Origin of the sequence: Streptomyces sp. NPDC058632, assembly GCF_042717095.1 — a bacterium.
Lineage (GTDB): Bacteria > Actinomycetota > Actinomycetes > Streptomycetales > Streptomycetaceae > Streptomyces.
Window position 1 is genome coordinate 89,191 of sequence record NZ_JBHXQZ010000003.1, and the last position, 25,032, is coordinate 114,222.

General features: G+C 70.2%; 21 protein-coding genes and 1 pseudogene. 10 read left to right on the forward strand and 12 right to left on the reverse strand.

Annotation, left to right across the window (positions count from 1 at the left end; all coding sequences use genetic code 11):
- Positions 1-34: 34 nt before the first annotated feature.
- From ACFWVE_RS02485 to ACFWVE_RS02495, 3 genes are read right to left on the reverse strand one after another with little or no spacing between them, the layout of a single operon-like run.
- Positions 35-1,321, reverse strand: coding sequence for a caspase domain-containing protein (locus tag ACFWVE_RS02485; RefSeq protein ID WP_384007482.1), 1,287 nt, complete (start codon positions 1,319-1,321; stop codon positions 35-37).
- A 19-nt stretch (positions 1,322-1,340) separates the two neighbouring features.
- Positions 1,341-1,721, reverse strand: coding sequence for a hypothetical protein (locus ACFWVE_RS02490; protein ID WP_384007484.1), 381 nt, complete (start codon positions 1,719-1,721; stop codon positions 1,341-1,343).
- A 31-nt stretch (positions 1,722-1,752) separates the two neighbouring features.
- Positions 1,753-2,151, reverse strand: coding sequence for a hypothetical protein (locus tag ACFWVE_RS02495; protein WP_384007486.1), 399 nt, complete (start codon positions 2,149-2,151; stop codon positions 1,753-1,755).
- 486 nt (positions 2,152-2,637) lie between these two features.
- On the opposite strand from ACFWVE_RS02495, the gene ACFWVE_RS02500 reads away from it, so the two are divergent.
- The 6 genes and pseudogenes from ACFWVE_RS02500 to ACFWVE_RS02525 form a co-directional block, all read left to right on the forward strand.
- The gene (locus ACFWVE_RS02500; RefSeq protein WP_384007488.1) at positions 2,638-3,066 is read left to right on the forward strand and encodes an ATP-binding protein; all 429 of its coding nucleotides are present in this window, start codon (positions 2,638-2,640) and stop codon (positions 3,064-3,066) included.
- Between the two features lie 1,179 nt (positions 3,067-4,245).
- On the forward strand, positions 4,246-4,410 hold the full coding sequence (locus ACFWVE_RS02505; protein WP_384007489.1) for a hypothetical protein: 165 nt from the start codon (positions 4,246-4,248) through the stop codon (positions 4,408-4,410).
- Positions 4,411-4,751: 341 nt separating this feature from the next.
- A complete protein-coding gene (locus ACFWVE_RS02510) occupies positions 4,752-7,214 on the forward strand; it encodes a glycoside hydrolase domain-containing protein (RefSeq protein WP_384007491.1) in 2,463 nt (820 codons plus the stop codon).
- A 27-nt stretch (positions 7,215-7,241) separates the two neighbouring features.
- Positions 7,242-7,664: a hypothetical protein gene (locus tag ACFWVE_RS02515; RefSeq protein WP_384007492.1), complete on the forward strand. Its 423-nt coding sequence runs from the start codon at positions 7,242-7,244 to the stop codon at positions 7,662-7,664.
- A complete protein-coding gene (locus tag ACFWVE_RS02520; RefSeq protein ID WP_384007494.1) occupies positions 7,661-8,335 on the forward strand; it encodes a hypothetical protein in 675 nt (224 codons plus the stop codon). The genes ACFWVE_RS02515 and ACFWVE_RS02520 overlap by 4 nt, the downstream gene beginning before the upstream one ends.
- 515 nt (positions 8,336-8,850) lie before the next feature.
- Positions 8,851-9,366 (forward strand): annotated as a pseudogene (locus ACFWVE_RS02525) (DEAD/DEAH box helicase); the annotation flags it as partial.
- Positions 9,367-9,754: 388 nt separating this feature from the next.
- On the opposite strand, the gene ACFWVE_RS02530 reads toward ACFWVE_RS02525, so the two are convergent.
- The 6 genes from ACFWVE_RS02530 to ACFWVE_RS02555 form a co-directional block, all read right to left on the reverse strand.
- Entirely contained in the window at positions 9,755-10,639 is an 885-nt protein-coding gene (locus ACFWVE_RS02530) for a C40 family peptidase (protein WP_384007496.1), read from the reverse strand.
- 152 nt (positions 10,640-10,791) lie between these two features.
- On the reverse strand, positions 10,792-14,697 hold the full coding sequence (locus tag ACFWVE_RS02535; protein WP_384007498.1) for a helix-turn-helix domain-containing protein: 3,906 nt from the start codon (positions 14,695-14,697) through the stop codon (positions 10,792-10,794).
- A 166-nt stretch (positions 14,698-14,863) separates the two neighbouring features.
- Positions 14,864-15,313: a hypothetical protein gene (locus tag ACFWVE_RS02540; RefSeq protein ID WP_384007500.1), complete on the reverse strand. Its 450-nt coding sequence runs from the start codon at positions 15,311-15,313 to the stop codon at positions 14,864-14,866.
- A gap of 123 nt (positions 15,314-15,436) precedes the next feature.
- The gene (locus tag ACFWVE_RS02545; RefSeq protein WP_384007501.1) at positions 15,437-16,357 is read right to left on the reverse strand and encodes a hypothetical protein; all 921 of its coding nucleotides are present in this window, start codon (positions 16,355-16,357) and stop codon (positions 15,437-15,439) included.
- A gap of 583 nt (positions 16,358-16,940) precedes the next feature.
- Positions 16,941-17,978 carry a magnesium and cobalt transport protein CorA gene (locus ACFWVE_RS02550; RefSeq protein WP_384007503.1) on the reverse strand — a complete coding sequence of 346 codons (1,038 nt, stop codon included), beginning with the start codon at positions 17,976-17,978 and terminating at the stop codon, positions 16,941-16,943.
- Positions 17,979-18,426: 448 nt separating this feature from the next.
- Complete coding sequence (locus ACFWVE_RS02555) at positions 18,427-19,239, reverse strand: NAD(P)H-binding protein (RefSeq protein WP_384007505.1); 813 nt, start codon at positions 19,237-19,239, stop codon at positions 18,427-18,429.
- Between the two features lie 85 nt (positions 19,240-19,324).
- Here ACFWVE_RS02555 and ACFWVE_RS02560 point away from each other — a divergent pair, with 85 nt between their 5' ends.
- Positions 19,325-19,738, forward strand: coding sequence for a winged helix-turn-helix transcriptional regulator (locus ACFWVE_RS02560; RefSeq protein WP_384007507.1), 414 nt, complete (start codon positions 19,325-19,327; stop codon positions 19,736-19,738).
- A gap of 46 nt (positions 19,739-19,784) precedes the next feature.
- Here ACFWVE_RS02560 and ACFWVE_RS02565 read toward each other — a convergent pair whose 3' ends face one another.
- Entirely contained in the window at positions 19,785-20,216 is a 432-nt protein-coding gene (locus tag ACFWVE_RS02565; RefSeq protein WP_384007509.1) for a VOC family protein, read from the reverse strand.
- 319 nt (positions 20,217-20,535) lie between these two features.
- Complete coding sequence (locus ACFWVE_RS02570) at positions 20,536-22,179, reverse strand: family 43 glycosylhydrolase (RefSeq protein ID WP_384007510.1); 1,644 nt, start codon at positions 22,177-22,179, stop codon at positions 20,536-20,538.
- Positions 22,180-22,331: 152 nt separating this feature from the next.
- Between ACFWVE_RS02570 and ACFWVE_RS02575 the strand changes: the two genes are divergently transcribed.
- Entirely contained in the window at positions 22,332-22,490 is a 159-nt protein-coding gene (locus ACFWVE_RS02575; protein WP_384007512.1) for a hypothetical protein, read from the forward strand.
- A 45-nt stretch (positions 22,491-22,535) separates the two neighbouring features.
- Here the strand turns inward: ACFWVE_RS02575 and ACFWVE_RS02580 are convergent, their stop codons facing one another.
- Positions 22,536-22,706, reverse strand: coding sequence for a hypothetical protein (locus tag ACFWVE_RS02580; RefSeq protein WP_384007514.1), 171 nt, complete (start codon positions 22,704-22,706; stop codon positions 22,536-22,538).
- Positions 22,707-23,382: 676 nt separating this feature from the next.
- Here ACFWVE_RS02580 and ACFWVE_RS02585 point away from each other — a divergent pair.
- Entirely contained in the window at positions 23,383-24,306 is a 924-nt protein-coding gene (locus tag ACFWVE_RS02585; protein WP_384007516.1) for a CAP domain-containing protein, read from the forward strand.
- A 340-nt stretch (positions 24,307-24,646) separates the two neighbouring features.
- On the forward strand, positions 24,647-24,826 hold the full coding sequence (locus ACFWVE_RS02590) for a hypothetical protein (protein WP_384007518.1): 180 nt from the start codon (positions 24,647-24,649) through the stop codon (positions 24,824-24,826).
- Positions 24,827-25,032: the final 206 nt, after the last annotated feature.

Consider the following 25,032-nt stretch of genomic DNA (forward strand, 5'->3'; position numbering starts at 1 on the left):
TCGTGAGTGCTGTGGGGCGCTTGGTTCAGCGCGCTCACTCCGGGAGGTCGAGCTCGTACTTCCGGGTCAAGTCCCGCACCTTTCGCAGGAGGATGCGGAACGGCGCGTCCCTCAATTTGCCATGTGGCACGTAGAACATGGTCTCATCGCAGGCCAGCAGTATTTCGTACTTGGGCGTAGACCGTGCGTACTGCGAGATTCCGTACCAATCCGCGTAGGCCTCCTTCCACCACTCCCAGACCGGTCGCGCCTCGGTACTCTTGACGGACCATCGGTGCATATCGGTGTAGTCCACCTGCGCAACGCTGGTTCCGTTGTTCACGTGGCGGAACTTCACGGCCTTCGTCGTGAAGGCCGTGAACCGATTTTCAAGCATCTTGCGGTGCTCGATGAACGCGAGGAGACGCTCCCCCTCCTGCTGCGGACCGAGTTGAGGGTCCCAGGGGAGTGAGTTCCCCACTCGCACAGTCGAGTGAGCGGCCCCGAGTCCGGCCTTGAGCACACTGAACAGTTCGTCTTGGAAATCCTGCCATTGCTCCACCGGGGAGGGGGTGCTCGCGCCGCCGGAGTTCGCAGAACCGTCGAAGGCTCGGTTGCGGGCGATACGCACCAGAGCGGTGTCGTCGACGTTGAGGATTCTCGGGGTCGAAATGCTTGCCGAGCGCAGCCGCTCGCGGACGTGACGGTGAACGGCCTGGAGGGTGAGAGTCGCTTCCTCGCCCTCAATGCCGTACTGCAGTGTGGAGATCAGACGGGCGGTGTACGACGTGTAGTCAGTTCCCTCCGGAGCTCTGGAGGTCTCCGTGACATCCGAGGACACCATGGTGCATGCTCCGCGTGTCCTCAGCTTCTGGTAGACGGCGTTCATCCCCATGGAGTCATCGAACGCTGTGGCGCTGAAGCAGGTGTCGAGGACGATCACCTTGTGACGGGCTCTGATGCGCGGTTCCCACAACAGATCTTGCAGGTCCGCGTATCTGATTGCCTTGGTCCCGTATTCGCCCTCGTTGCTGAAGTCCTGCAACGCGAGATACAACCGGTCCGTAGCCGGGTGGACAATGCCATGACCCGCGAAGTAGACGAACAGCGTGTCTGTTGCTGAGGCACCGGCCAACCCGACCGCGGTCAGGAACTGATCCCTGGTCGGCTGGGGCAGCTCGACACACCGATCCCGGGGGAGACCCCAGATTTCCGGGTCACGGAGAACTCGTGCCAGTCCGCGGATATTGTTCTCGACCGCCGGAAGGTTCAACAGGTCGCTTCCCGAAGCCTGGTTGAACACTCCGGCGATCACCGCGGCCGACTTGAGCGGATCGCGCAAGCGGCTGCTCATACCCGGGCTACTCTTCCGGCGCCCTGTCGCCGAACACCTCTGCAGCACGCTCGTCGGCGCGTTCGGGCGCGGTTTCCGCCCGGGACACGTCCACGGAGGGGCCTCGGTCGCTGGACACGCGGACCCGCTGCCCGGAGGCCCTCGTTGAGCACCAGGTCGCGATGCTGACGATCAGGCTGCTCAGACCGATCGCGGAGGAAACGCCGAAGTTCAGCCAGTCGAGTCCGCTGCTCATTGCCTCCGGGTCCGGGTCCGCGGCACCTGGAGTGATGTCCGGGGACGTGTCCACCTTGTTGTCGCGTTGCAGCCATCGGCGCAGTGACCGGGCTTGCTCACCATCCGGGTCGGCGATGACCGACACCGAGATCAAGTGCTGCTGATCGCTCACAACAGTTTTCCCCGTTTCTGAATGCCAGACCTCAACAAAGGGACGCCTGTCGGCGACATGACGCAAGTCCCTCAAGCGTAGCGATCCACACTCGAATCCCAAGCAAAAAGTCGAAACTGGTGGAATCGGCGTCTGGTCCCCCGGTGGCCGCCGGCAGGTGCACCGCCCTCGTCGCCGCGGTGCTCGATCCGCGCAGGCTCCTGCCGTCGACGGCGACCGCGCACAGTTCTTCGTCCTGATCAGGGCGTGTGCGGTGTTCTGCGGGCCACGCGCCCACCGCCGCGTCCACTGTGTCGCTGTCCAGGTGCGCCAGGAGCCGGCCGAACGCGGTCGCCCGCGGTGCGGCACGCAGCCCCAGGCGGTGACGGACCTCGTCGGGCAGGTAGGCGGCATGCCGTGCGATGGCGGCCGTGACGGTGAACTTGCGCATGCTGTTTCCCCTCGTTCTCCCCTGACGATGTGGCGCGTCGGCGGTGGTGCGTGGTCCCGGCGCACCGGGCCGGCGGCTCGGCGCGCCCTCGCCGGGGGGCGCTGTCCGTCCAGGAGCGGGGAGCGGTCGGTCTTGCTCCGAAACGAGGTGCACCGCCCGGCCGCAGGCCCGCCGGCCGAGGTGCCGGCAGAAGTCGGCGTCCTTGCCGAAGCGGTCGCGCAGGCGGCCCGGTACAGAAACCCCCTGTACGGCATGCGATCCTCGCTTTCCGCCCGCCGCAGGGACACGCACCGTATCCGCCCCTCCACCCGGCACCGCTTCCCCCACACGCGCACCGGCGCCCCACCCGGCGTACAGGGCCCCGTCGTACAAGCGTCGCTGCTGGTAGCGGGACCGGCGCAACCACAACGCTGAGTCCATGCACACCTCGCCCTCCCCGCTCCCGCCCTCTCGCCCTCTCGCCCCACGGACGCCACCGAGTTCGCGATGGCCTTCACCTCCACCCCTCGAGGCGCCCGCCTGGCCCGGCTGTTCGTCTCGCAGTGCCTGGACGCCCGGGGCCACCCGTACGACAGCGACGTCAACGAGACACCGACCCTCATCACCGCCGAGCTGTGCGCCAACGCCGTACGGCACGGGCGGTTCCCCGGACGGGACTTCCACGTCCGGGGAACCGCCGAGGCGGACGGCGGGCGGCTGCGCGTGGAGGTCTCCGACACCCGCACGGAGCACCGGCCCGCCGTCACCGCCCCCACGGACCCCGACGCGGAGTCCGAGTCCGGCCGCGGCCTCCTCCTCGTCGCCGCTCCGGCCGACGACCGGGGCGTCACCGACCGCCGCCGCGGCCCCGGCAGGACGGTGCGGACGATGGTGAGCACCCCGCCGAACGGCCACCGTCCCGGCGCTCTTCCGTAGACATCCCCGGATCGCCCTGCCGACCTGCCCCGAGCCCGCGACCACCGGCTGATCCCCTCCCCACACGGCACCAACCGCTCGTGCACGGCTCCTTCGGCGGCCGCACGGCCGCACGACCGCTGCACCCCGGATGAGAACCCCACGAGTTCCGGTTGACGTGAAAAAGGTCACACCCAAGAGTTTTCGCTCTCCGCTCATGCCGTACGGCTCCCTTCCGTGCGCCGCCCCATCGCACAGCGCGGCCGAAAGTAGCCAACCCGCCGCAGGCGTGGACTACACCAATGGCGATCTCACTCCCGTTCGACCAACTGGCTTTTCTGCGCCTGGACCAGACATGCGGACGATGCAGACACCACCGGCAGCCGTACGGGCGAGTGGCCAAAAGTAGCCGACTTAACCCATGAGAAAGCCGGAAAACTGCACGATGGAACTACAAAAAGAGAAAATGAGGGCATCCTGATAAACCCTCAGCAACGACACTCTTCCACTGCTCGACCTTGCGACTTGTAACCCTTCGCACAACCGCTGAGATCGATCTATGGTCATGGCGACCGCGAGGCGTGGGGGCAGTCCGGGCCCCCCTGATCCGGCCTTCCTTGCGGTTGCGGAGAACAAGCACTCGGCGGAGGGGGCGGTCGTACGGATGGGCATCGGCATTCGGGAGGCGCCGCCGCAGCGCACGTCCAGCCGGAGTGTCTTCAATTTCCTTGCATTGCAGGTTCAATTCTTGGAAGCGCCCGCGCCCCAAAGGGACGACCAGGCACACTCCGGCGCCTGCAAGCTTCCGGATCACAGGTCGAGCGACCTCACCTCCGGAGGGATGAGCTCCCTGCTGAACACCCTCACGACGTAGGGAAGTAAGCGGAATCACGGAGTGTGGTTACGCAAGTCGAACACCCGACCTGAAAATTTCTCACAAGGAGCGCGAATGAAGACAGCGATACATGTCGGCGTTGCTGCCACCGCCGTTCCGGGCCTCATGACGGCCACGCCCGCCGCATCGGCGGCCGAGCCGCCGCCCCGAACGCGAACACGCCCGTCGCGACTGCCGACGTCAAGGGGGTCGAGGTCGACAAGGAGGCGTCGAACGAGACGAGACGGATCATCGAGTCCAACGCGCCGGCAGCCGTCGCCGCAGCCAACGTGTGCGGCTCCGGGTCCTTCTCCCGCACGGTGCGCGTGACGGGACCTCAGGGCTGCGAGGTGATGATGAAGCGTTCCTTCCCTCACGTGCTGCCCGGTGACACGGCGCGGGAAGCGGGACTTCTCACCGACAGGGAGGGCACTCCGGTGCCGGCCGATCCGGTGGCGGAGATCGTGACGTTCGAGCAGACGAACTCATAGGAGTCACACTCCGCGCAGCACCGACACGCCGGACCCATGCCGCCGTTTCGCGGAATGGACCGACAGCGATCGTCTCCGTCGGAATCCCGGGGTCTCGCGGCGACACAATCCGCCGGGTCTCGTCATGTCAGCGGCCTCCTCTTCCTCCCGAGCCCCATGGCGCCTTGTGTCGCGCAGCGCGCGAAGTCTTTCTCTCAATGTGCAGGCGCCCGCGGAGTTCGGTTGCCCGAACTTGCCCGATCGGCTCAACCCCTGACGGCATGGATGCACCCCTGTTCACCCCTGCTTGATTCACGCAAGCCGCCATCGCTGCGGCTCTCGCAACAGAAGGAGTTATGGAATTGGCTGACGCGAAGGTTCTTGAGGCTCAGCAATGGGTGAACGCCACCTATGGCTCTGTCGCCGGATATGTCAGATGCCCCGAGGACGGGCGCACCGGCTGGCCCACCATGCACGCGCTGACCATGGGGCTCCAGCACGAGTTGGGTATCAGTCCCGTGGTGGCCAGCTTCGGTCCGACCACCGTCTCCAAGCTCCAGGCCCTCGGCGATATGGGCTTCGGCTGGAACAAGAACTCGAACATCGTCCGCATCCTCCAGCACGGCCTGTTCTGCAAGGGCTATTGGGGAGCCAACGGCTACGGCGAGTACGGTGCCGTGACCACGGAGGCCGTCAAGAACCTTCTCGTCGACATGGGCCTGCCCGACGGCGGAACGGGTACGAGCGGCGGCGTCACCACTCCGAAGATCTTCAAGTGCATCCTCAACATGGACGCGTACGTCGTCGTGGCCGGCGGAACGGAGAAGATCCGGTCCATCCAGCAGTGGCTCAACAGCCGCTACTGGCAGCGGGACGCCTACTCGATCGGCCCGTGCGACGGCATCTACTCCCGGGACGTGCAGAAGTCCCTGGTGATCGCCATCCAGTACGAACTGGGGCTCAGCCCCAACGGCAACTTCGGCCCCGGCACCCAGGCCGGCCTGCGGGGGCATCCCGTGCGGGAGGGCAACTCCGGCATCTTCGTGCAGCTGTTCACCGCGGCCTGCGTCTTCAACGAGCCGGTGATCCTGCGCGGCCTCGACGACTCGGAGGTCCGGACGACCTTCAAGAGCACCTTCGATTCGAAAACCCGGGAGTTCGTCGAGATCTTCCAGGAGTTCTCCCAGCTGTACACCGCGGAAGACGCCAACTACGGCGTGGGCGAGTACGACACCTGGTCTCAGTTACTGGTGTCCATGGGCAACGCGGACCGTACGGCGACCGGTTCGGACACGAGGTTCGAGATCACCGCCTCCCGCGCCCGCTGGCTGTACGACAACGATTACCGCATGGTCGGCCGCTACCTCTACGACCCTCCGGGGTCCACACTCGACAAGGAGATCAAGCCCGGCGAGCTGCAGACCATCTTCGACGCCGGCCTGCGGGTCTTCCCCATCTACCAGGACAACGCGCGCCAGCTCTCCGACTTCACCTACGGCCAGGGCTACCAGCACGCCCTCAACGCGCACGACCTGGCCAGTGAGTACGGCTTCAACCGGGGCACCACAATCTACTTCGCGGTCGACTACGACGCCCAGCAGTGGGAGATCGACAATCACCCGCAGGGCATCATCACCTACTTCAACGGCGTGGTGGCCGGCCTCGCCAACAGGGGCAAGAAGTACTTCCACGGGGTCTACGGCTCGCGCAACGTCTGCATCAACGTCACCGCCAAGACCAGCGCGCGCTTCTCCTTCGTCTCCGGCATGTCCTGGGGCTTCTCCGGGAACCTCGGCTACCCCTTGCCCTCCAACTGGGCGATCAACCAGATCAAGGAGTTCAAGGTCACCAACGGCACGGACACCTTCGACCTGGACCGGAACGTCTGGCGGCACAACGGCGAACCCGGCGTCGACTCGGTGGACGACACGGGCGGCCCCGCCGACAGTTACATCGCCTACGTGCAGCGGCTCTACGACCACGCCCTCGCGTACAAGTCGTCGAACAACGTCGGCACCAACGCCAGCCGGCTGGTGATGGAGTACATCCGTCACCAGAAGTACAAAGGCCTGCAGTGGTGGTGGCTGGCGAACAGCTACGACGAGGACTTCGTCGAGTACTGCAACAGCCGTGGCATGTCGGTCCAGGACTCCTTCACCGACACCATCACGGGATACCAGCTCGACGCCACCCACCTGATGGCCACGGCCAACGGCTTCCTGGAGAACTCCGACCCGTCCGACAAGCAGGAGTCCACCGGTGGCGACATCGCCGGCTGGGGCGGGGACATCATGACCTTCTGGGCGGACTGGCGGAACTCGGTGGACGAGTACGCCTCGCCGCTCACGTTCTGCCAGGCCAAGCTGGCCGTCCCCGGCACCGTCTCCAGCTTCGGCTACACAGACATGATCGAGGACGTCGACGGATACCTGCTGGCCAAGCACGTCGCCGGCGGCGGGAACATCGTCGGCTGGATGAGGGCGCACTACAACGACGGGGGTGGCCTGAACCGCTTCCGCAGCCACTTCGACCGGCGCTGGGCGAACGCCACCAACGCGCGCGCGTGCTGCTGGGACATCCTCGCCGGCCCCTCCGACGTCACCGTCAACGCGGCCCGGCTCGCGCTCATCACGGGCGCGGGCGTCGCCCTGCCGGCGGACTACGTCCTCGTGCCGGGCAATACGGAGAAGCTCGCCCAGTTCTGTCAGGGGTTCTCCGACCGTCAGCTCGCCCTCATCGGCCTGGAGAACAGCCTGGCCTCCAAGCACAAGGAGAACCTGGCCACCTACCGCAAGCAGGCCGCGCAGCGGGCGGCGGCCAGGTAGGACAGGAAGAACCGGCAGAGTCAGCCCATGGCCCTCATCCTCCTCCCGATCCTCCTCCCCCTCCTGGTCGGACTGTGGTTCTGGAGCCGTCCGCTGCTCTCGGGCACGTGGCGGCGCAGTCCCGCCTGGTTCACCTGGAGCGCGGTGCTCCTCCTGCTGGGAGTCGGTGTCACCTACCTCCTCGGTTCCCTCGCCGGGGCGTCGCTGGACCCGGAAGAGGCATGTCACAGAGCGGGGCAGACCTACGACCAGGCGTACCTCGACGCGAACTTCGAGAAATACACGCGGTGGTTCCCGCTGCACAACAAGTGCCACGCGGGGTACGACCTGGTCCCGGTCTGGGTGAACCCTGCCCTGGTCGTGCTCCCCGTCCTGGCGCTCCTCTGCCTGGCCTACGCCGTGCGCCTGGTCGTCATCCCACGCCGTACCAAGAAGAAGGGCACGTCATGAATGATCTGAGCAGACGCCGTGTGCTCGGCGCCGCCGGCAGCCTGGCCGGAGCCGCCGCCCTCGGTCTCCTGGAGATCGCCCCGGCAGCCGCCGCCCCGGTCCGGACGGACCAGGCGGCAACCACCTGGAGCGGCAGCCTCTCGGCCAATGGCTGGAAGATCCTCGGCGAGGCCGCGTCCCACACCATCGAGGGCAGCGGCCGGTCCGTACGCCTGGCGGGCGGCGACGCCGCGACGCTCCTGCTGCACGTCGCCCGCCGGTTCCACTACGAGATCGACCAGCTGCGCGAGAAGGACGTGACGGGTCACACCACGTCCCGCAGGGTCCGTCAGCCCCACGAGTCGAACTACTTGTCGGGCACGGCGATAGCGATCCGGCCGCACGCCTACCCGCTGGGTGTACGAGGAGGGCTGTACTCGCGGGAGCTGGTGGTGGTGCGGGACATCCTGGCCGAGTTGGACGGTGTCGTCGCCTGGGGCGGCGACTTCGTCTCGCCCCAGGAGTCGCACTTCGAGATCGCTCTCGGGCCGACCCACCCGAAGGTGCGGGGCGTGGCCCGCAAGCTCCGGGTCTGGAGGGACACTCCGGGCCTGGGAGCGGGGACGGTCGACGCGTTCGAGCCGGAACGCCTGGCGGACGTCAAAGCCTTCGGACGGCGGAGCGCCTCGTAGGGCCCGCACGGTCTCCGGCCCGGGCCCCGGCGTCCGGGCCGGAGATCCTGTCGCAGCGATCGGTGTCCATTCGTCCTCGGCCCGGTGCGGTCGTGCCGGAGTTCACTGCTCGGACGGCTCGGGCGAGCAGTCCTCGTGGGACCACGGCCATGTGGGTGGGTGACCGCCTCGACGGGCCGTGGAGTGGTGAGGACTTCGTGTCCGCCGGCGCCTTTCCCGCGTCTCGGGGAACCCCACCGCACGTTCCCGCACGGGTGGAGTCACGCTTCGTACCCCCGCCCCCTGGCCCCGGCATGGCGAACCGCGTGTGCACGGTGATCCCGACCTCGCGCTCCCCGAGTCCGGTGCCCGGCCGCGGGCCCGGGGAGAACGGCCGGGGTCCGGGATTCGACCAAGTGGGTACCGTCGTCCGAGGTGGGCGCTATTTTTGAGGCCGATCGTCCCGGTACCGGTGCCCGCTGTCACGGCACCGCGCACCCGGCGGTCCCGGTACCCGTCTTGCCCGAAAGGTCCTCGTGAAGCCCACCCTGGCCGACGAGGACACGCGGCTCGCGCTGGAGCGGTTCCTCGGGGATCCGGAGACGGGCATCTTCCGGGGGCCCTACCTGCGGATCAGGACGCCGTTCCATCCCGCCGCCGACGGGTGGCGGTCGGCGCTGGAGTGGCAGCCGTCGTTCACTCCGTGGCGGCACCAGGCGAAGGCCTGGGAGCGGCTGAGCACCTACAAGGGTGCGGCCGAGCCGACGCTCGTGACGACCGGCACCGGGTCCGGCAAGACCGAGTCGTCCCTGATCCCCGTCCTCGACCACTGCCGGCGGCAGAAGGCGCTGGGCCGGCGCGGGGTGAAGGCCGTGCTGCTGTACCCGATGAACGCGCTCGCCACCGACCGGGCCGGCCGCATCGGCGACTACCTCGCGCAGCCGGAACTGGCGCAGGTGACAGCCGGTCTCCACATCGGCGACAAGCCGGACACGGACTTCCGTCGGGTGATGACGCGGCGCGAGGAGATGCCTGATGCCGGCATCGACGTGAACCGGCCCCGGGCGGAGGGGGCCGGGACGACCCCACATCCTGAAGAAGCCGTTCGCGGCCCGGCGGGTCTTCCCGCCCCCCTCCCCACCGCAAGGTGGCCCACCGGGTGTCGTACTCGGGGCCCGCGCAGGTGACGGGCGGGCCGGGAACCGTGTCGGTTCGCGCCGGCCCGGGTGTGGAGCTGCGGGCCCGGATGTCGAGCCGGTCCGGCCGGGCCGGACGGGGACGTCACCCCCGTCCCCGGCCGGCCCTGGCGTGCCGGACGGCCGGACCGAGCAGCCGGTCCGACCGGCACGCCACGGGGCGCGTGCCCGACTGGGACGTCGGCAACCAGCTGACTCTGAGCGGACCCCGGCGCCGAGTCTGCCGCCCCCCGGCACCAGCGCGTCACGGTGTCGGTGGCGTCGTCCTGCAGTCGGGCACGCCGTCGAGCCACGCCGGTCCCTTGATGTAGATGTTGGTCACCCACGCCTTGTAGTCCGGCAGGTACGACCACACGTCGTTGGTGTAGCCCTCGGAGGTGACCGGTTCGGCGTGCTTCTGGCACTGGACGCGGATGGTGGTGGAGTACGGGAAGGCGTAGACGCGGGCGGCCCTGATGGAGGGTTCGGCCTTGGTCCACACGCCGGTGCCCCAGGTCTGGTGGATGTGGCCGGTGACCGGCCCGGTGTTGACGCGGACGGCGCCGAAGTAGTCGCCGTTCAGGCGGACGTCACTGACCATGAGCCTGGTGCCGGATTCCTTGGCCTCGACCATCTTGCCCGCGCCCAGGTAGATGGCGATGTGGTGCGGGTCCTGCGAGGTGCCCCAGGCGAGCAGGTCGCCCGGGAGCAGCGGGGCCAGGCCCTGGGCGGCGGTGAAGCGGTCGGCGGCGCGGTGCGTGTAGTACTGCTGGCTTGCGACACCGTTGAGGATGTCGGAGCCCGCTGCCCTGGCGTACGCGTGGCGGACCAGGCCCGAGCAGTCGAAGCCGAGCCGTTCGGGGTCGTGCTCGCTGTCCGGGTCGGTCGGGTCGACCTGGCCGTATGTGGCGCCCGGCTGGGGGCCGTGCCCGCCGCCCCACGTGTACCAGGTACCGGCCGCGACCTCGGCGCAGGCGGCGGCGATCGCGCGTTCGGCTGCCGCGGAGGCTCCGGGTGCGAGGACGCCGCACGCGTCGGCGGCCGCACGCTGCGCGGGCGCCGCGGTGTTCGCGGCGGCGGACACCGGCGCCCAGAAGAGGAAGGCCAGTAACGCGACCAGTGTGCGGATGAGACCGGTCCGGCGAACCATGCCAGGACCCCCGTTTCCTGTAGGTGGTGAAGGGAGTGGTCGCACAGCAGCCTGCTGGCCGTGCCTTGCACGTGTCGAGATCCAGGTGTCGCCTCCCGTCGATGGGCAACGGGAAACATCTGGGAAACGCCCTTTGAGCAGGTGGGTTGCCGTCACCCCCGGCCTTCGCAGGGCGCCCCGCCGGAGAGGGGGACGCCGGGCAGGAGCTTCGCGCGCGCGTCCGCACCGATGCTCGCGCTCAGCCGGCAGATCTCCGCCAGCTGAGCCCCGAGATCGAGATCCCACAGCCGTACGGTGCCGTCCGTGCCGGCGCTGGCCACCGTGCGCCCGTCGGGAGCGAAGGTCACGCTCCACACCGAGTCGGCGTGGCCCGTCAGCGTCGCCCACGGACGGCGCCCGGCGACGTCCCACAGGCGCACCGTACGGTCGTTGCCGCTGCTGGCGAGCGTGCGGCCGTCGGGAGCGAAGGCGATGCCCCGGGTGGAGCCGGTGTGACCGGTCAGGACGGCCTCGGAGCGGCGTTCGCGGACGTTCCACAGCCGTACGGTGCCGTCGTTGCCGCTGCTGGCCAGCGTCCGCCCGTCAGGGGTGAAGGTCACGCTCCGCACTGCGCCCGTGTGGCCGTTCAGCGTGCCGAGCGGGCGGTGTGAGGAGACGTCCCAGAGCCGCACGGTCAGGTCGTCGGCGGCGCTCGCCAGAACCCGGCCGTCGGGGCTGAAGGCGACGCCGTTGGCGAAGTCCCGGTGGCCGGGCAGCGTCGCCAGCGGTGCGCGCTTCGTCACATCCCACAGGCGCACCGTACGGTCGGCGCCGGCCGAGGCGAGACTGCGGCCGTCGGGGGCGAAGGCGAGGGAGTAGACCTGCCCGGTGTGGCCGGTCAGGGTCGCCAGCGGCCCATGTGCGGCCGCGTCCCACAGCCGGATCGTGCCGTCGGAGCCCGCCGATGCCAGGGTCCGTCCGTCGGGTGCGAAGGACACCGAGAAGACCGCCTCGGTGTGTCCCCGGAGCGTCGCCAGGAGCCGGCGCCCGCTCACCTCCCACAGGCGCACCATGTGGTCGGCGTCGGCGGTGGCCAGCAGTCTTCCGTCGGGGCTGTACCGGGCCTGCCAGACCTCCGTGAACGGACGGGCCGTCAGCACCGGGCCGCCGAGGTCCCACAGGACCACGGACTGGTCGAAACCGGCCGTGGCGAGCAGGGTGCCGTCGGAGGTCACGGCCGCCCCCATCACGTAGTCGGTGTGACCGGCGAGCACGGCGGTCCGCCGGCCGCTGCGGACGTCCCACAGCCTGGTCGTCCCGTCGCCGACCGCGCCGACGACCGTGGCGCCGTCGTGCGTGTACGCGACGGCGTTGATGTCGTCGCTGCTCCCGGCCAACGTCGCGCCGAGCCGACCGCCGCGCACGTCCCACAGCCGTACGGTCCGGTCGATGCCTCCGGAGGCCACCTTCCGGCCGTCCGGGGAGAACGCCGCGCCCAGCACTTCGTCGGTGTGCCCCTTGAGCACGGCGAGAGGCCGGGCCCGGTCGGTGTCCCACAGCCGCACGGTCCGGTCGGCTCCGGCGGAGACCAGGGTCCGGCCGTCGGGGGCGTGATCCAGGGCATTGACTGTCCCCTCGTGCCCGCTGAGGGAGGCGGTGACGCGGTGCGTGCGCGCGGTGTCCCACACCTGGATCGTCCCCTCCGCGGTCGCGACGGCGAGCCGGCGCCCACGGGGGTCGAAGGACAGCGCCCGGGCACCCTTCGTACTGTCGGCGAGCACGGCCTTCCTCCGGCGCTCGGCGATGTCCCAGAGACTCACGGGCCCGCGCGCCGATGTCGCCGCGAGGGTGCGGCCGTCGGGGCTGAAGGCGACCGAGCGGACCGGCCCGGACACGGCGAACGTGGCGGTCGTGCGGCGGTCCGACACCCGTCGCAGGGTCACCGTCCCGTCGGAACTGGCTGTCGCCAGGGACCGGTTGTCCGGCGCGAAGACCACCGCGTTGACCGGCCCCCGGTGACCGCCCAACCGGCCGGAGAAGGGCTGGGACTGCGTGCTCAGCAGCGCGCCGCGCGCCTCGGCGGTGGCGTGGGCCCGGTAGGCCTCCCCGGCCAGCAGCATCGACGCCTCCGGCTGGCCTCCGGCGAGGGACGCGGACCGCACGGCGAGTGCCTGGGAACGCGCGACGCGTTCCTGGTCGAGGGCGCTCTCGCGCTGCTGGTGGGCGAGGCCTCCGGCGGTCAGGGCGAGTCCCAGCAGGACGACGAGCGTGGCGAGCATCGACTGTTGCAGCCGGACCTGACGTACGGCCTGCCTCTCACGACCTTCCTGCTCGGCCAGGCTCGCTCTGAGGAACGCTTCCTCGCCGGGGCCGAGCCGGCTCCAGCCGTCCAGTTCGTCGGCCCAGGAGCGCACGGTGTTCAGCCGGGTGCCGCGGTACAGCGCGGACGGATCACGGCCTTCGCGCTCCCATTCGGCAGCGGCGTGCGCGAGTTGCTGGTGCAGCAGCAGCCCGGTGCGGTCGGCGTGGATCCAGTCCCGCAGCCGCGGCCAGGCGTGCAGCAGGGCCTCATGGGTGATCTCGACGGTGTCGCTGTCCATGGTGACGAGCCGGGCCCGTACGAAGGCGTCGAGCGCGGCGGCCGCGCCGTCCGCGTCGGCGAACTGCTCCATCAGGGCGGCCCCGCTCATCCGGCGGCGGGTCGCCCCGCCGCCGTCCGCGACGTACACCAGGCGGGACAGGACGCGGCGGATCGTCTTCTGCTCGGCCGGATACAGCCGGGCGAAGACGTTCTCGGCAGTCCGCGCGATCGCGCCCTGGATCCCGCCGGCCCGCTCGTACCCGGCGACGGTCAGCGCGGCCCCCTCGCGCCGCTGCCAGGTGGCCAGCAGGGCGTGGGAGACGAGGGGAAGTACGCCGGAGGGGGTCACGTCGGCTCCGGAACCGGCGTCCTTCCCGCTGCCCCGCAGCGTGCTGACCGGCTCGTCGCGCAGCCCCGCGTCGCGCAGGAGCAGGGGCACCAGGCCCGGTTGGAGAGTCAGTCCGGCGAGTTCCGCCGGTCGGGTGATGGACTCCCGCAGCTCCACCACGGACATGGGCGGCAGCACGAACAGTCCGTCGGTGAGGACCGGGGCCAGTTCGGGAAGGTCCAGACAGTTGCCGGTGAAATCGGCCCGGACGCCGAGCACCACGACGGCGGGGCCGTGTGCGCTCTCCTCCGGCCGGGAGGTCGCCAGCGCACAGAGCACCCGGACGAAGGTGCGCCGCTCGTCCTCGTTCGCGCAGAGGGTGAAAAGCTCCTCGAACTGGTCGACGATCAGCACCGGTCGGCAGGGCGGGGGCCGGCGTCCCCCGGGCGGCGCCGGCGGATCGTCCACCCTCGCGCGTACGGCGTCCAGCACCGCGTCGGGTTCCTCGCGCACCTCCTCGACGGTGACGGCGAGGTCCCCGCCCACCGCTTTCGCGGTGCGTTCCAGGAGCTCGTCCAGGGGCCGTGAGGTGGGGGTGAACGTCACCACCGGCCACCGGTCGGCGCCCGGCATCGGGAAGTCGCCGCGCCGCAGGGCGGGCACCAGTCCGGCGTTGAGCAGGGACGACTTGCCCGCGCCCGAGGGGGCGACGAGCATCAGAGGGCCGCTTCCCACCCGTTCGAAGACCCGTTCCACCAGTGCGGCCGTCGCGCGCTCCCGGCCGAAGAACCAGTCCGCGTCCTGCGGGGTGAACGCCGACAGGCCGCGGTACGGACACACCCCGTCGGACTGCCGCCCGGAAGCGGCGGCCTCGCCGCCGCCCCCGCTGTCGGCGGGCGGTCTCTCCTGTACGAGCCTGAGCAACTCCCCTTCAGCGCCCAGTACTTGGTCACAGAGGCGGGCGACGTCGACGGTCGCCCGCTTCGTGCCGGTCTCGATCTTGCTGAGGTAGCCCTTGCTGTAATGCGTCTGCCGTGCCAGGTCGGTCAGCGACAGGCCGCGTGCCTGTCTGAGGCGTCTCAGTTGTGCGGGAAAGGAGGGCGTGGTCGGCGCATTCCGATCCCGCCCGTTCCGGTGGTCGGCTTCATGCCCGTGCTGCGGATCTCCCACGGAGTCCCCCATGCGGTGCGGCCGTGAGACGGCGGACGCCCAGGTTACTGCTGGAGTGGTAAGCGCAGCCGAACCTTTCCTCCGTTTGGCGCACACACGAACGTCCGGAACCATGGCGCGGTTCCGGACGTTCGTTTCCCGTCGCACGCCCGCACGGGCGGGCGGGTCAGGACAGGAAGGCCCCGCAGGCGCTGCGGGCCACCCACCGGTGCGAGGAGATGGTGTCGTTCGCGTTGACACCGTTGGTGAACCGGTTGTCGGTCAGGTTGTCGGCGTAGAGCTCGCCCGGCGCGAGGCAGGCGTGGCCGCCGCCGAAGCCGGAGTTCTCGTAGAACGCGACGTGGTCGAGGCCACCGGTGAAGCCGCGGTTCATGACGGACGTCGCCCTGTCCTGCGAGCCGACCCACCAGTCGCTGTTGCCCGCGGTGCGGATCAGTTCGGCGCCCGAGCAGTCCAGGTTCTCCCAGGCGTACATGGTGCCGTTGCGCGGCCCCCACTTGCTGTCGCAGCCCGGTCCGGCGACGGTGTTCCCGGCCGCCTGCGAGGCCGTGGCGGGTACGACGACGCCCAGGGCGGTGAGCCCGAGGACTGCCATCGTGACGGTGAACTTGCGCATGCTGTTTCCCCTCGTTTTCCTCTGGCGATGTGGTGCGTCGGTGGTGCGTCGGTGGTGGTGCGGCGGGCCGGTCGCCCGGCGTGCCCTCACCGGGGGCGATGTCCGCCCGGGAGCGGGGAGCGGTCAGCCTCGCTCCGGAACGATGCGCACCGCCCGGTCGTAGGCCCGCCGACCGAGGTGCCGGTAGGTGTCGATGTCCCTGCCGAACCGGTCGCGCAGGCGGTCCAGGTAATACGTCTCCCGCGCCGTGGCCACGGCGCGCAGGGAGGTCTCGCGGGCACAGGTCGCGTCGGCGACGGCGGTCTTCCGCTCGGCGGTGAACGCCTCGTCGGCGCGGGCCGTACCCGGCCGGCCGGCGTTGACCCGGACGGCTTCGCGGGCCGCCCGGGGGTCCTCGTAGGGCCGGCCTGCCCTCTTCATGCATCGGGACCAGGCCCGTACCGCCGCGGTCAGGTGACGGTCTTTCATCAGCTCCTTGCCGTACAGGGCGTTGAGGCCGGTGGCGATCTTGTCGGTGCGGTACCACTCGGCCGGGTCGCCGTAGAGTGTGCGCTCGGCCTCCTCCGTGCAGCCGCCGATGCGTTTGCGCATCTCCCCGCCGCCCGGCAGCGGTGCCGTGAGCATGCGGGCGCTGTCGCCGCCGTCGAGCGCGGTGTCGAAGGCGGTGCGCCGGGACGGGGAGAGGTTCTGGCGGTAGGTTCCGTTGGGGTTGCGTTCGCGGACGCGCAGGCTCTTCGCTTCGATCCGGCCGCCGTACCCGTACGCACGGGCCCAGGCCACGTCGTCCTGCACGTAGCGCACCGGGCGGCTCTCCTGGAGCGTCAGGCCACGGTCCTCCCAGTAGGTGAAGCCCTGGCGGTTCATGCACTGCTTGGTCAGACGTTGCTGCGCGTCGGCGACGCGCAGTTCCTGTTGCCAGGTCAGTGCCCGGGGACGCGGACGCGGATCCTGTCGTGCCTGGCCGTCGCCGCCGTCGGCGCATCCGGTCGTGACGGCCGCCACGGCCGCCACGGCCGCGCACAAGGACACGAGTGCACGTCTCATGGACCCAATCCCCCTTCGCTGCCGCTTGCCGACGGACCCAGAGTCGCCCCGCTGCCGGCAGAGGTCGACGGGTTTCCCGTTGCCCGCCGGGCGGTCGACCGGGAAACAAGGCGTGAGCAGGAAAAACGCGGGGGCGGAGGCAACGCGGTGGGGACGGTCGGAAGCGGTACGGGTGTGGAGCGGCCCCTCACCCCGTCCACGCAGACGCACCAGTGGTGCAAGACGAGCGACGGTCCTCGCCGCGCGGCGGGAAATGGAGTCGTGGCGCAGGCTCGCACTCGAGCCCTCGGCTCTGCGCAGCGCGGACCGTCGCATGGACCCGCAGAGCGTGGACCCGCAGAGCATGGATGTCGACGGCTCACGCCTGCCCGCCGCCCTCTACCGGGTCGCGCACCCCCTGCCCGGGGCCGATCCCGACCAGGTGTACGCGTGCGCGGCCGGTCGGCTGTCGGATCTCACCGGGTCCAGGTCCTCTCGAGGAACTCTCACAGATGGTCATTCATGAGAATCATGATGCGCGAAGGCAGTCACGTACGGCTACAGGCGGTTGAGAGCAGGATGCGAGCGTCGCGCCGTCCAACCGTCAGAGCCATTTGTTGCGGCGCAGGGCGCGGTGGATGACGGCGATGGCGATGGCTATGACGGCGAGGACTGCCGGGTAGCCGTACGGGGATTTGAGTTCGGGCATGTACTCGAAGTTCATGCCGTAGACGCCGACGACCATGGTGGGGACGGCGATGAGGGCGGCCCAGGCGCTGATGCGGCGCATGTCGGCGTTCTGCTGGACACCGAGCTGGGCGATGCTGGCGCTGAGCATGCCGGTGACGAGTTCGTCGAAGGCCAGGATCTGCTCGCTGGCCCGCTGGTGATGGTCGGCCACGTCCCGGAAGTACGTCGACACTGTCGACGGGACCTGCGGGATCGATCCCTCACTCAGGCGCTGCAAGGCGGGGGCGAGCGGCATGACGGCGCGCTTGAATTCGAGGAGTTCCCGTTTGAGCTGGTAGATCCGTGCGGCATCGACCGGAGTATCGGGGGAGAAGACCTCGGCCTCCAGGCTGTCGACGTCGTCGGCGAAGGCGTCGGCGACCTCGACGTAGCGGTCGACCACCATGTCCGCGACCGCGTGCAGGACGGCGGCAGGGCCGCAGTCCAGATGCTGGGGGTCGTCCTGGAGCTGGCGGCGTATGTCGTCGAGCGGCGGGGCGCTGCCGTGGCGGACGGTGATGGCGTAGCCGGGACCGGCGAAGACCATGATCTCGCCGGTGTCGACGATCTCGCTGGTCGCGGTGACCTTCTCGTGGTCGACGTAGACGATCGTCTTCAGGACCAGGAACAGCATGTCGCCGTAGCGTTCCAGCTTGGGCCGCTGATGGGCGTGGACGGCGTCCTCGACAGCCAAGGGGTGCAGGCCGAAGGCGTCGGCGACTTCCTGGAACTGTTCCGCGGCGGGCTCGTACAGGCCGATCCACGCGAACCGGCCCACCTCCGGGCCGATCCGCTTCGTGATCGTGTTCAGGCTCACCTGACCGGGGATGCGGCGCCCGTCCTCGTACAGGGCGCAGTCCACCACCGCCGAGGGCAGACCCCCGCTTTCCTTGCCGCCCTGCTGAGCCACCATGTGCTGCCTCTGTTCCTTGTCCCTCGTCCGACGTGTAGGGGCAACCTACCCGCGACCACCGGACGGCCACCCGCAGGCCCTGGAACCGCCAGACATCGACACCGGGGAGTCCCGGCGCGTGCCGTGATGGGGTCCGGAGCGTTCTCGTGGCGGGTATGCCCTGTTCGATGGCCCGGTTCCGCCCGTACCGAAGGGCAGGTGAGATCCACGATGTGTGGTGAACCTCCCAGTCGTGCGCCGCGGGACGCTGTCATACCCGGCCCGTGGCCGGACCCGCAGGCGGCGTCCGCGGCGTGCCCTCGTGCATCCCTACGCCTCCTCTTTCCTGCCTGCGGAAGGACTCCGCCGTGTCCGAGCGTCGTCCGCGTGCCCTGCGCGCGTTCACCGAGCCCGCCGAGCGCCCCGCCGCCCCGAGCCCCACCCCTGCCGAGCGGTCCGGGTCGGCGGGCTACGCGAGGGCTGCTGCGAGCGCGGAGCGGGGTGCGCGGCCCAGTAGTCGGCGCAGGTCACCGCCGGTACGGGACATGAACCCGGCCGCGATGGCGGAGTAGGTGCCCACCAGCATCGGTACCTGGAACGGCTCGGCGCCGGCAGCGGCCGTACGGGTGCGGGCCTGGGCGAGGGTCTCCGGTGCGTAGGTGACGTGCGGACCGTGCGCGTCGGCCAGGTCGGCGCCGCCGATGGCCCGCTCACCGACGAGTTCGTAGGTCCGGCCCGCGTGAGCGGGCGCCTCCACCGCCACATGTGTGGCGGCGTCGGCCAGGTCCGCCCGTGCGACGGCGGCCAGTCGGCCCTCGCCGAGCGGGGCGGTGATCCGCCCGTCGGCCGACGGCGACGCGAGCCCGCCCAGCAACTCCGCGTACAGGCCGTTGCGCAGGATCGTCCAGTCCATGGCGCTGCCCCGGAGCCGGCGCTCGGTCCAACGGTGCGGCAGCGCGTAGGGGAGATGATCGCCGTCGGCGGTCAGGCTCGTATAGACGACGTGCCCCACGCCTGCCTTCTCCGCGGCGTCGACGGCGGCGCCGTGCCGGGCCATGACGGTGTCGTCCTCGCCGTAGCCCGCGGAGATCAGCAGCAGTACATCCACACCCTCGAAGCCCTCGGCGAGGGTGGCGGGCTCGTCGAAGTCGATGCGGCGAACCGGCAGCGGGGTCTTGGGCTGTTGGGGGTCTCGTGTTCCCAGGACGGTGTCGTCGCGGGCGGCCAGCCGCTCGGCGATCAGCGTGCCCAGGGCGCCGGTGGCGCCAGTAACCAGGATCATCAGGGTCTTCCCGTTCCGGTAGGTTCTCTTCGGTAACCGGGATCATCCTGCGGTTCTGCGCCGGGGAACGTAAGGAGGCACTTCCATGTCAGTGGGGCACACCGGGGTAACCACCGAGCCCGTCGTCAGTTGCGGCGATGAGCACGAGGACTGCGGGATCCGCGAGGTGCTCGACCGGATCGGCGACAAATGGTCGGTCCTGGTCGTCGTCGAACTGGCCCAGGGCATCCGCCGTTTCCGGCAGTTGCAGCGCGCCGTACCCGGTATCTCACAGCGGATGCTCACGCTCACCGTGCGCCGGTTGGAACGCGACGGCCTGGTCACCCGGACCGTGCACCCCACGGTGCCCCCGCAGGTCGAGTACGAACTCACGGCGATGGGCCACAGCCTCACCCATCTGGTCAAGGCCCTCACGGACTGGTCGGCAGAACACCGCGACGCCATCGCGCAAGCGCGCCGGGAGTGGGATGCCGAGCATCCCGACTCCGGAATCCGGTGAGCAAGCGGGCTCCGGCACCCTGCCGGCCACGACCGGGACGGCTTGATCAACCCCTCCACGAACTCCTGCGGGGCAGCACTGGCCAGTTCTGCGGTGCCAGGGTGCGCAGGACGCAGAACTCGTTGCCCTCGGGGTCTGCCATGACCACCCGGCCCCGGCCCGGCCCCTGGCCCACATCCGTCCTGACGGCGCCGAGACCGAGCAGTCTGGTCACCTCGTCCTCGGTGCTGCCGTCGACCGGGCTGACGTCGAGGTGAAGCCGGTTCTTCACGGTCCTGCCCTCGGGCACCCGGACGAACAGCAGGGTGGGCGGCGTCTGGCGGGCCCGGACCTCCTCGACGGCCGGCACCCAGGAGCCGATCTCGACCTTGTTCTCGCTCCGGTCGATCACCTCGAAGCCCAGAACCTCGCACCAGAAGGCCGCGAGTCCCTCCGGATCGTGGCAGTCAACGACCAACTCGGTGAACCTGCTTGTCATGACTCCCCCAGAGAGTGCGACCACCGGGACACAGCTCACACCTCCGCGACGAATCCCACGAAGCGCGACCACACCCCGGTCCACCCCTCTCCCTTGACGGCGGGTGGGGGGCGGTACGGCAAGGACGTTCCGCCCCCGTGTGCCGGCGTGCACCACGCACCGTACCGGCTTCGTGCCTCACCTCGGCGGGAAGGACTTCGCGGGGAGCGGGTGTCCCCGCATCGAGGCCGGGGGTCGGCCCGGCGGTGCTCCAAGTGGTGAGAGCGGCCGCCGTGGGCCGACCGGCATCGGCTTCGCGGTATCGGCGGTATCGGCGGTTTCAGCGGACCGCGTGCCAGGCCGCCTCGTCGAAGTCGGCGGGCAGGCCACCTCCGGTGAGGTCCCAGGCCCACATGCCGACGAACGCGCCGGTGAAGCCGAGGGCCCTGATCCGCCCGTCCTCGAATTCCTCGGCGTGCTCGTCGGACAGGACGGTGGCATCGAGGGGCGGACCGACCGGGCGCCACCCGCCGTCGGTGGCGTAGCGGAAACGCAGGACCGGCCCTTGGAGATCAAGGCCGAGACGCAGGCGGTGGATCCCGTCGGGAGATATCCCGTCGGCCTCGTTCACACTCAGCACACCGCGGTCGCTGCCTGCCACGCGCAGGACCGTCCGCCCCTCGTCGTCCGCCGTGACGTGCAGGAAATACCAGTTGCGCGTGTTGTAGTACGCGGTGATACCGGCCAGGTGCTGGAAGGACCGCGGCCTGTACTCCATCGTCGCCTCGAAGGCACCGTCCGCGGACGTCACCCGGCGGCCCACCAGGCTGGGGCCGATCAGGCTCTGCGGCGAGCGGCCGCCGTGCAACCGCAGATGGGACGGGCGGGCGGTGAGAGAAATCCAGTCGGACGTCGCCGGACGCCGCAGCGTGGACCACTGCGGCCCGAGTACCGGCCGGTCGAAGCCGTCGGCCTCGCCCGCCTCGGTCCGCGTCACCTCACTGTCGGCATCACCGTCGGCGTCACCGTCACCGGCGACCAGGTCGGGGGCGGGGACTTCCAGGGCGGGCAGACCGGTGGGGACGCGCGGCCATCCGTCGCCGGTCCAGGTGACGGGTGCCAGCGCGGTCTCGCGGCCGAGCACGCACGGACCCCGGCGGCCCTCGGGCCGGGCGACGAGATAGGCCAGGTACCACTGGCCCTTCGCGGTCTCGACAAGACTGCCGTGTCCGGCCTTCTGCAGAGCCAGGTCCGGGTGGCGGCGGGCCGTGATCAGCGCCCCGTGCGGGTCGCGTTCGAAAGGACCGGTCAGGGTGCGGGAGCGAGCGACGGTGACCTGGTGGTCGTAGCCCGTGCCCCCGTCCGCGGTCAGCAGGTAGTACCAGCCGGCGTGCCGGCAGAGGTTGGGTCCCTCGATCCAGCCGGCCTGCGGCGGCAGCACGATCCGCACCGGGTCCCCGACCGGACGGCGTGCGGACCGGTCGTACCGGGTCGCCTCCAAGCCTGCCGAGCCACCGTGCCCCGGCCGCCAGTCGTGGACCAGGTTCAGCAGCCAGCTGTCGGGCCCGTCGTGGAAGAGGGACGCGTCGAAGCCCCGCGCGTGCAGCGGCACGGGGTCGGACCAGGGGCCATGGATCGACGGGGCCGTGGTGAGGTGGTTGGGACTGTCGGTGAAGCCTCCCGCATAGGTGGAGACATTGCTGTAGACCAGGTGGAACAGGCCGTCCGCATAGGTGAGGTTCGGCGCCCACACCCCGCCGGAATCCGGGCAGCCGGTGAGATCGAGGAGGCGTGCGGTGTCCAGGACACCACCCAACGGCCGCCAGTTCACCAGGTCGCGGGAGTGGTGCAGCCGCACTCCGGGGTGCCATTCGAATGTCGAAGTCGCCAGATAGAAGTCGTCGCCCACGCGCAGCACGGACGGGTCGGGGTGCGAACCCGGCAGGACCGGATTCCGGATGATCTGGGTGGCTGGCTGCCGCATGCGCCTCGTGCACCTTTCAAGCCCTGGACGGCCTCATCTGTGAAGGCCGTTGATCGCCGAGGACCGTAATGTCGAACATGCTTGCGTGCAAACGGTGCTGTGCGGGCACGGCGACCACGTGGAGGACGTGATCTGGTCCGCCGACGACGCGCGTGGCCACGGCGTCCGGCGACTGGACGGCCGCCGTGCGGGACGCGACGACCGGGCGCCGTATCGACGTCCTCAAGGGGCACGGGGGACGGGTCCGCGCCCAGCGGGTGGACGCCGGTGAGCGCCGCGCGCGAGGGCGGCCCCCGTGCGCGCAGCGGTGACGCCCGTGAACACCGGGAGGGCCTGCGGTGCGGCTCACCGCGCCCTCATGGTCCCAGAGCGCGGTGTACGGCGGTGGCGAGGCTGTCGCGGTGGCGTTGGTGGCCGGCGTCCGGGTCGTCCGTCGCCCCCGTGTACGTGAGACTGGCCGGCGACCAGGTCATGGCCAGGGAGATGACCAGGGAGCGCACGTCCTGCGCCGGCAGGTCGCGCGTCACGTGTCCCGCCTCCTGCGCCCGGGGCGATCGCCCGGCTCCTCGGCTCCTCGCCCTGGGCGCCGAAGAGGTGGCCGGCTGCGGCTTCGAGTCGCAGAAGGCGCCCGGTACGGACGAGATCAACAGGGGTGTCGTCAAGGCGGCCAAGGAGGCGGTGGCGGCCCTGGAGGACGGGCTGGGCGGGGTGGGACGGGCGGGGTGGGACGGGCCACTTTCAAGGCGCTCCGGGCGGGCCGTCCGTCCCGGCCCGGAGTCCGGATCGCGGTGGCCGGCGCCCAACGCCCGGCATCCCGCGGGCGCGCTTCTCGGCCTCCGGCACCGACCCGGAATTCATGATTCCGTGACACCTGTCACACCACGTCCGCGATCTACGCAGGTCGCTTAGTAGAACCCGCTCTGACGACATAAGGGATTTGTCCGGCTTGCCATGGGCGTGGGGCGGGCCGAGGTGGGCGGCGATCCGGTGGGGAACCGAGAGCCGCGGTTCTTTCGCCGGACGGGGGCTTCTGACGAGGCAGCAGACATCCCGAGAGGGCCGGCGCGAGCGGGTCGGCACGCTCTTCCGCCCGCCGCAAGACCCTCGCAGACCTACGAAGCGCGGTAGTGCGACGGCCTTTGCGCCCGACGCCGGGCCGTCCCAAGAATGACGACCTCCGGACAGCAGCAGGTGAGGTCACGCATGGGAAAGCATCGTCATCAGAAGCGGTACCGGCGGACGGTCGTCACGGCAGTCGCCATGAGCGCCATAGGCATACCCTCGGTCGCCATGGCCTGTGCCGACTGGCCCGGCAGCGGGCAACAGCAGCACCAGGACACCGCCGCCCCGGTCGCGGCCGAGAACAGGTGGGGCGACGCCGACCGGTACCGCCCGTGGAGCAGCCGGCAGCACGGCGAGCCCACGACGGCGCCGTCGGGCACACCGACCGTCACCGCGAGCCCTTGGAAGGCCGGCGCACCGAAGCACGGCAGCGCCAAGCCGTCGCACAAGCCGAAGAAGACGGCTCCCGAGACCTCCGCCTCCAGGCCCATCAGCACGGCCCCGACGCCCACCACCGAGCCCACCACCGCGGCCCCGAAGCCCACCACCGCGGTCCCGAAGCCCACCACCGCGGTCCCTGAGCCCTCTACCAAGCCCTCTACGACAGCGCCGAAGCCCACCACGGCCGCCCCCGAGCCCGCCGCCCCCAGCGCTTCGAGCCCCGCGGCGACGAGTGACGCCGGGGCCTCCGGAGCCGTCGCCAAGGTCGTGGAACTCGTCAACGCCGAGCGCGGAAAGGTCGGTTGCTCCCCGGTGAAGGTGAACACCACCCTGACCGAGGCCGCGCAGAACCACAGCGATGACATGGCGGCGAGCGGCAACATGTCCCACACCGGCTCGGACGGATCCTCGCCCGCCGACCGCATCACCCGGGCCGGCTACAGCTGGAGCACCTACGGCGAGAACGTCGCCTACGGCTACTCCACTCCCGAGCAGGTGATGGCCGGCTGGATGGCCAGCCCCGGCCACAAGGAGAACATCCTCAACTGCGCGTTCGAGGAGATCGGTGTCGGTCTCGCGCAGCCCGGTGACTACTGGACCCAGAACTTCGGCACGGCCCGGTAGCCGCCGTACGCTCGCGCGCGTCGGCGGCCTGCCGTCGGCGCGCCGTACACGACGGGCGACGCCGGCCGGCCCCACCCCGTCCAGTCGTAGTCCGCAGGCGGCTTCAGGAAGGGGACCGGCCCGTCCTCTCGCATGATGCGACCCCTCACCGGCGAGCCCGCCTTCCGGCTGCTTCCCGAGGATCTCCGACAAGTGCCGGGGTGACCCGCCCGAGCAGCAGTTCCTCGGGCCGCCCCTGTGCCGGCAGCGAGTGTGGGCGAGCACCGCGTCCGCCGACTGTCGAGGGGAGCCACCGTCAGCCAGGGTCCTGCCCTGCCCTGCATGCGCCGTGTGACGTTCCTTGGTCGCGCCCGAGACCGGTGAGGCGCCGTCCGTCGGGCACCCCGACCGGTCCCCCGACGGCCGGCGCATCGTCCACGTCACCGGTGACGGCCCGAGTGTCGTCGACGCCGCCGACGGACGGAAGCGCCAGGTCCTCACCAGCCCGCCCGTGATCCCCACCGACCGGCTGAGCGAGTAACCGACGCGTCGGCCGCGGCCCCGGGAAACGGCCTCGGTCGCGGCCGTTCGCCCCGGGCCGTTTGCCAGAACACTCACTGGACGAGCGCAGCCGTAATGACCCCGTGCCGATGGTGAGGCCGGTGCACTCGTGGTGAGTTCCGGTGAGGCCGAACTCACGGCGCTGACACGGAATCCCGGCGAGTCGGAGCGAGCCCAGTGGTTGAG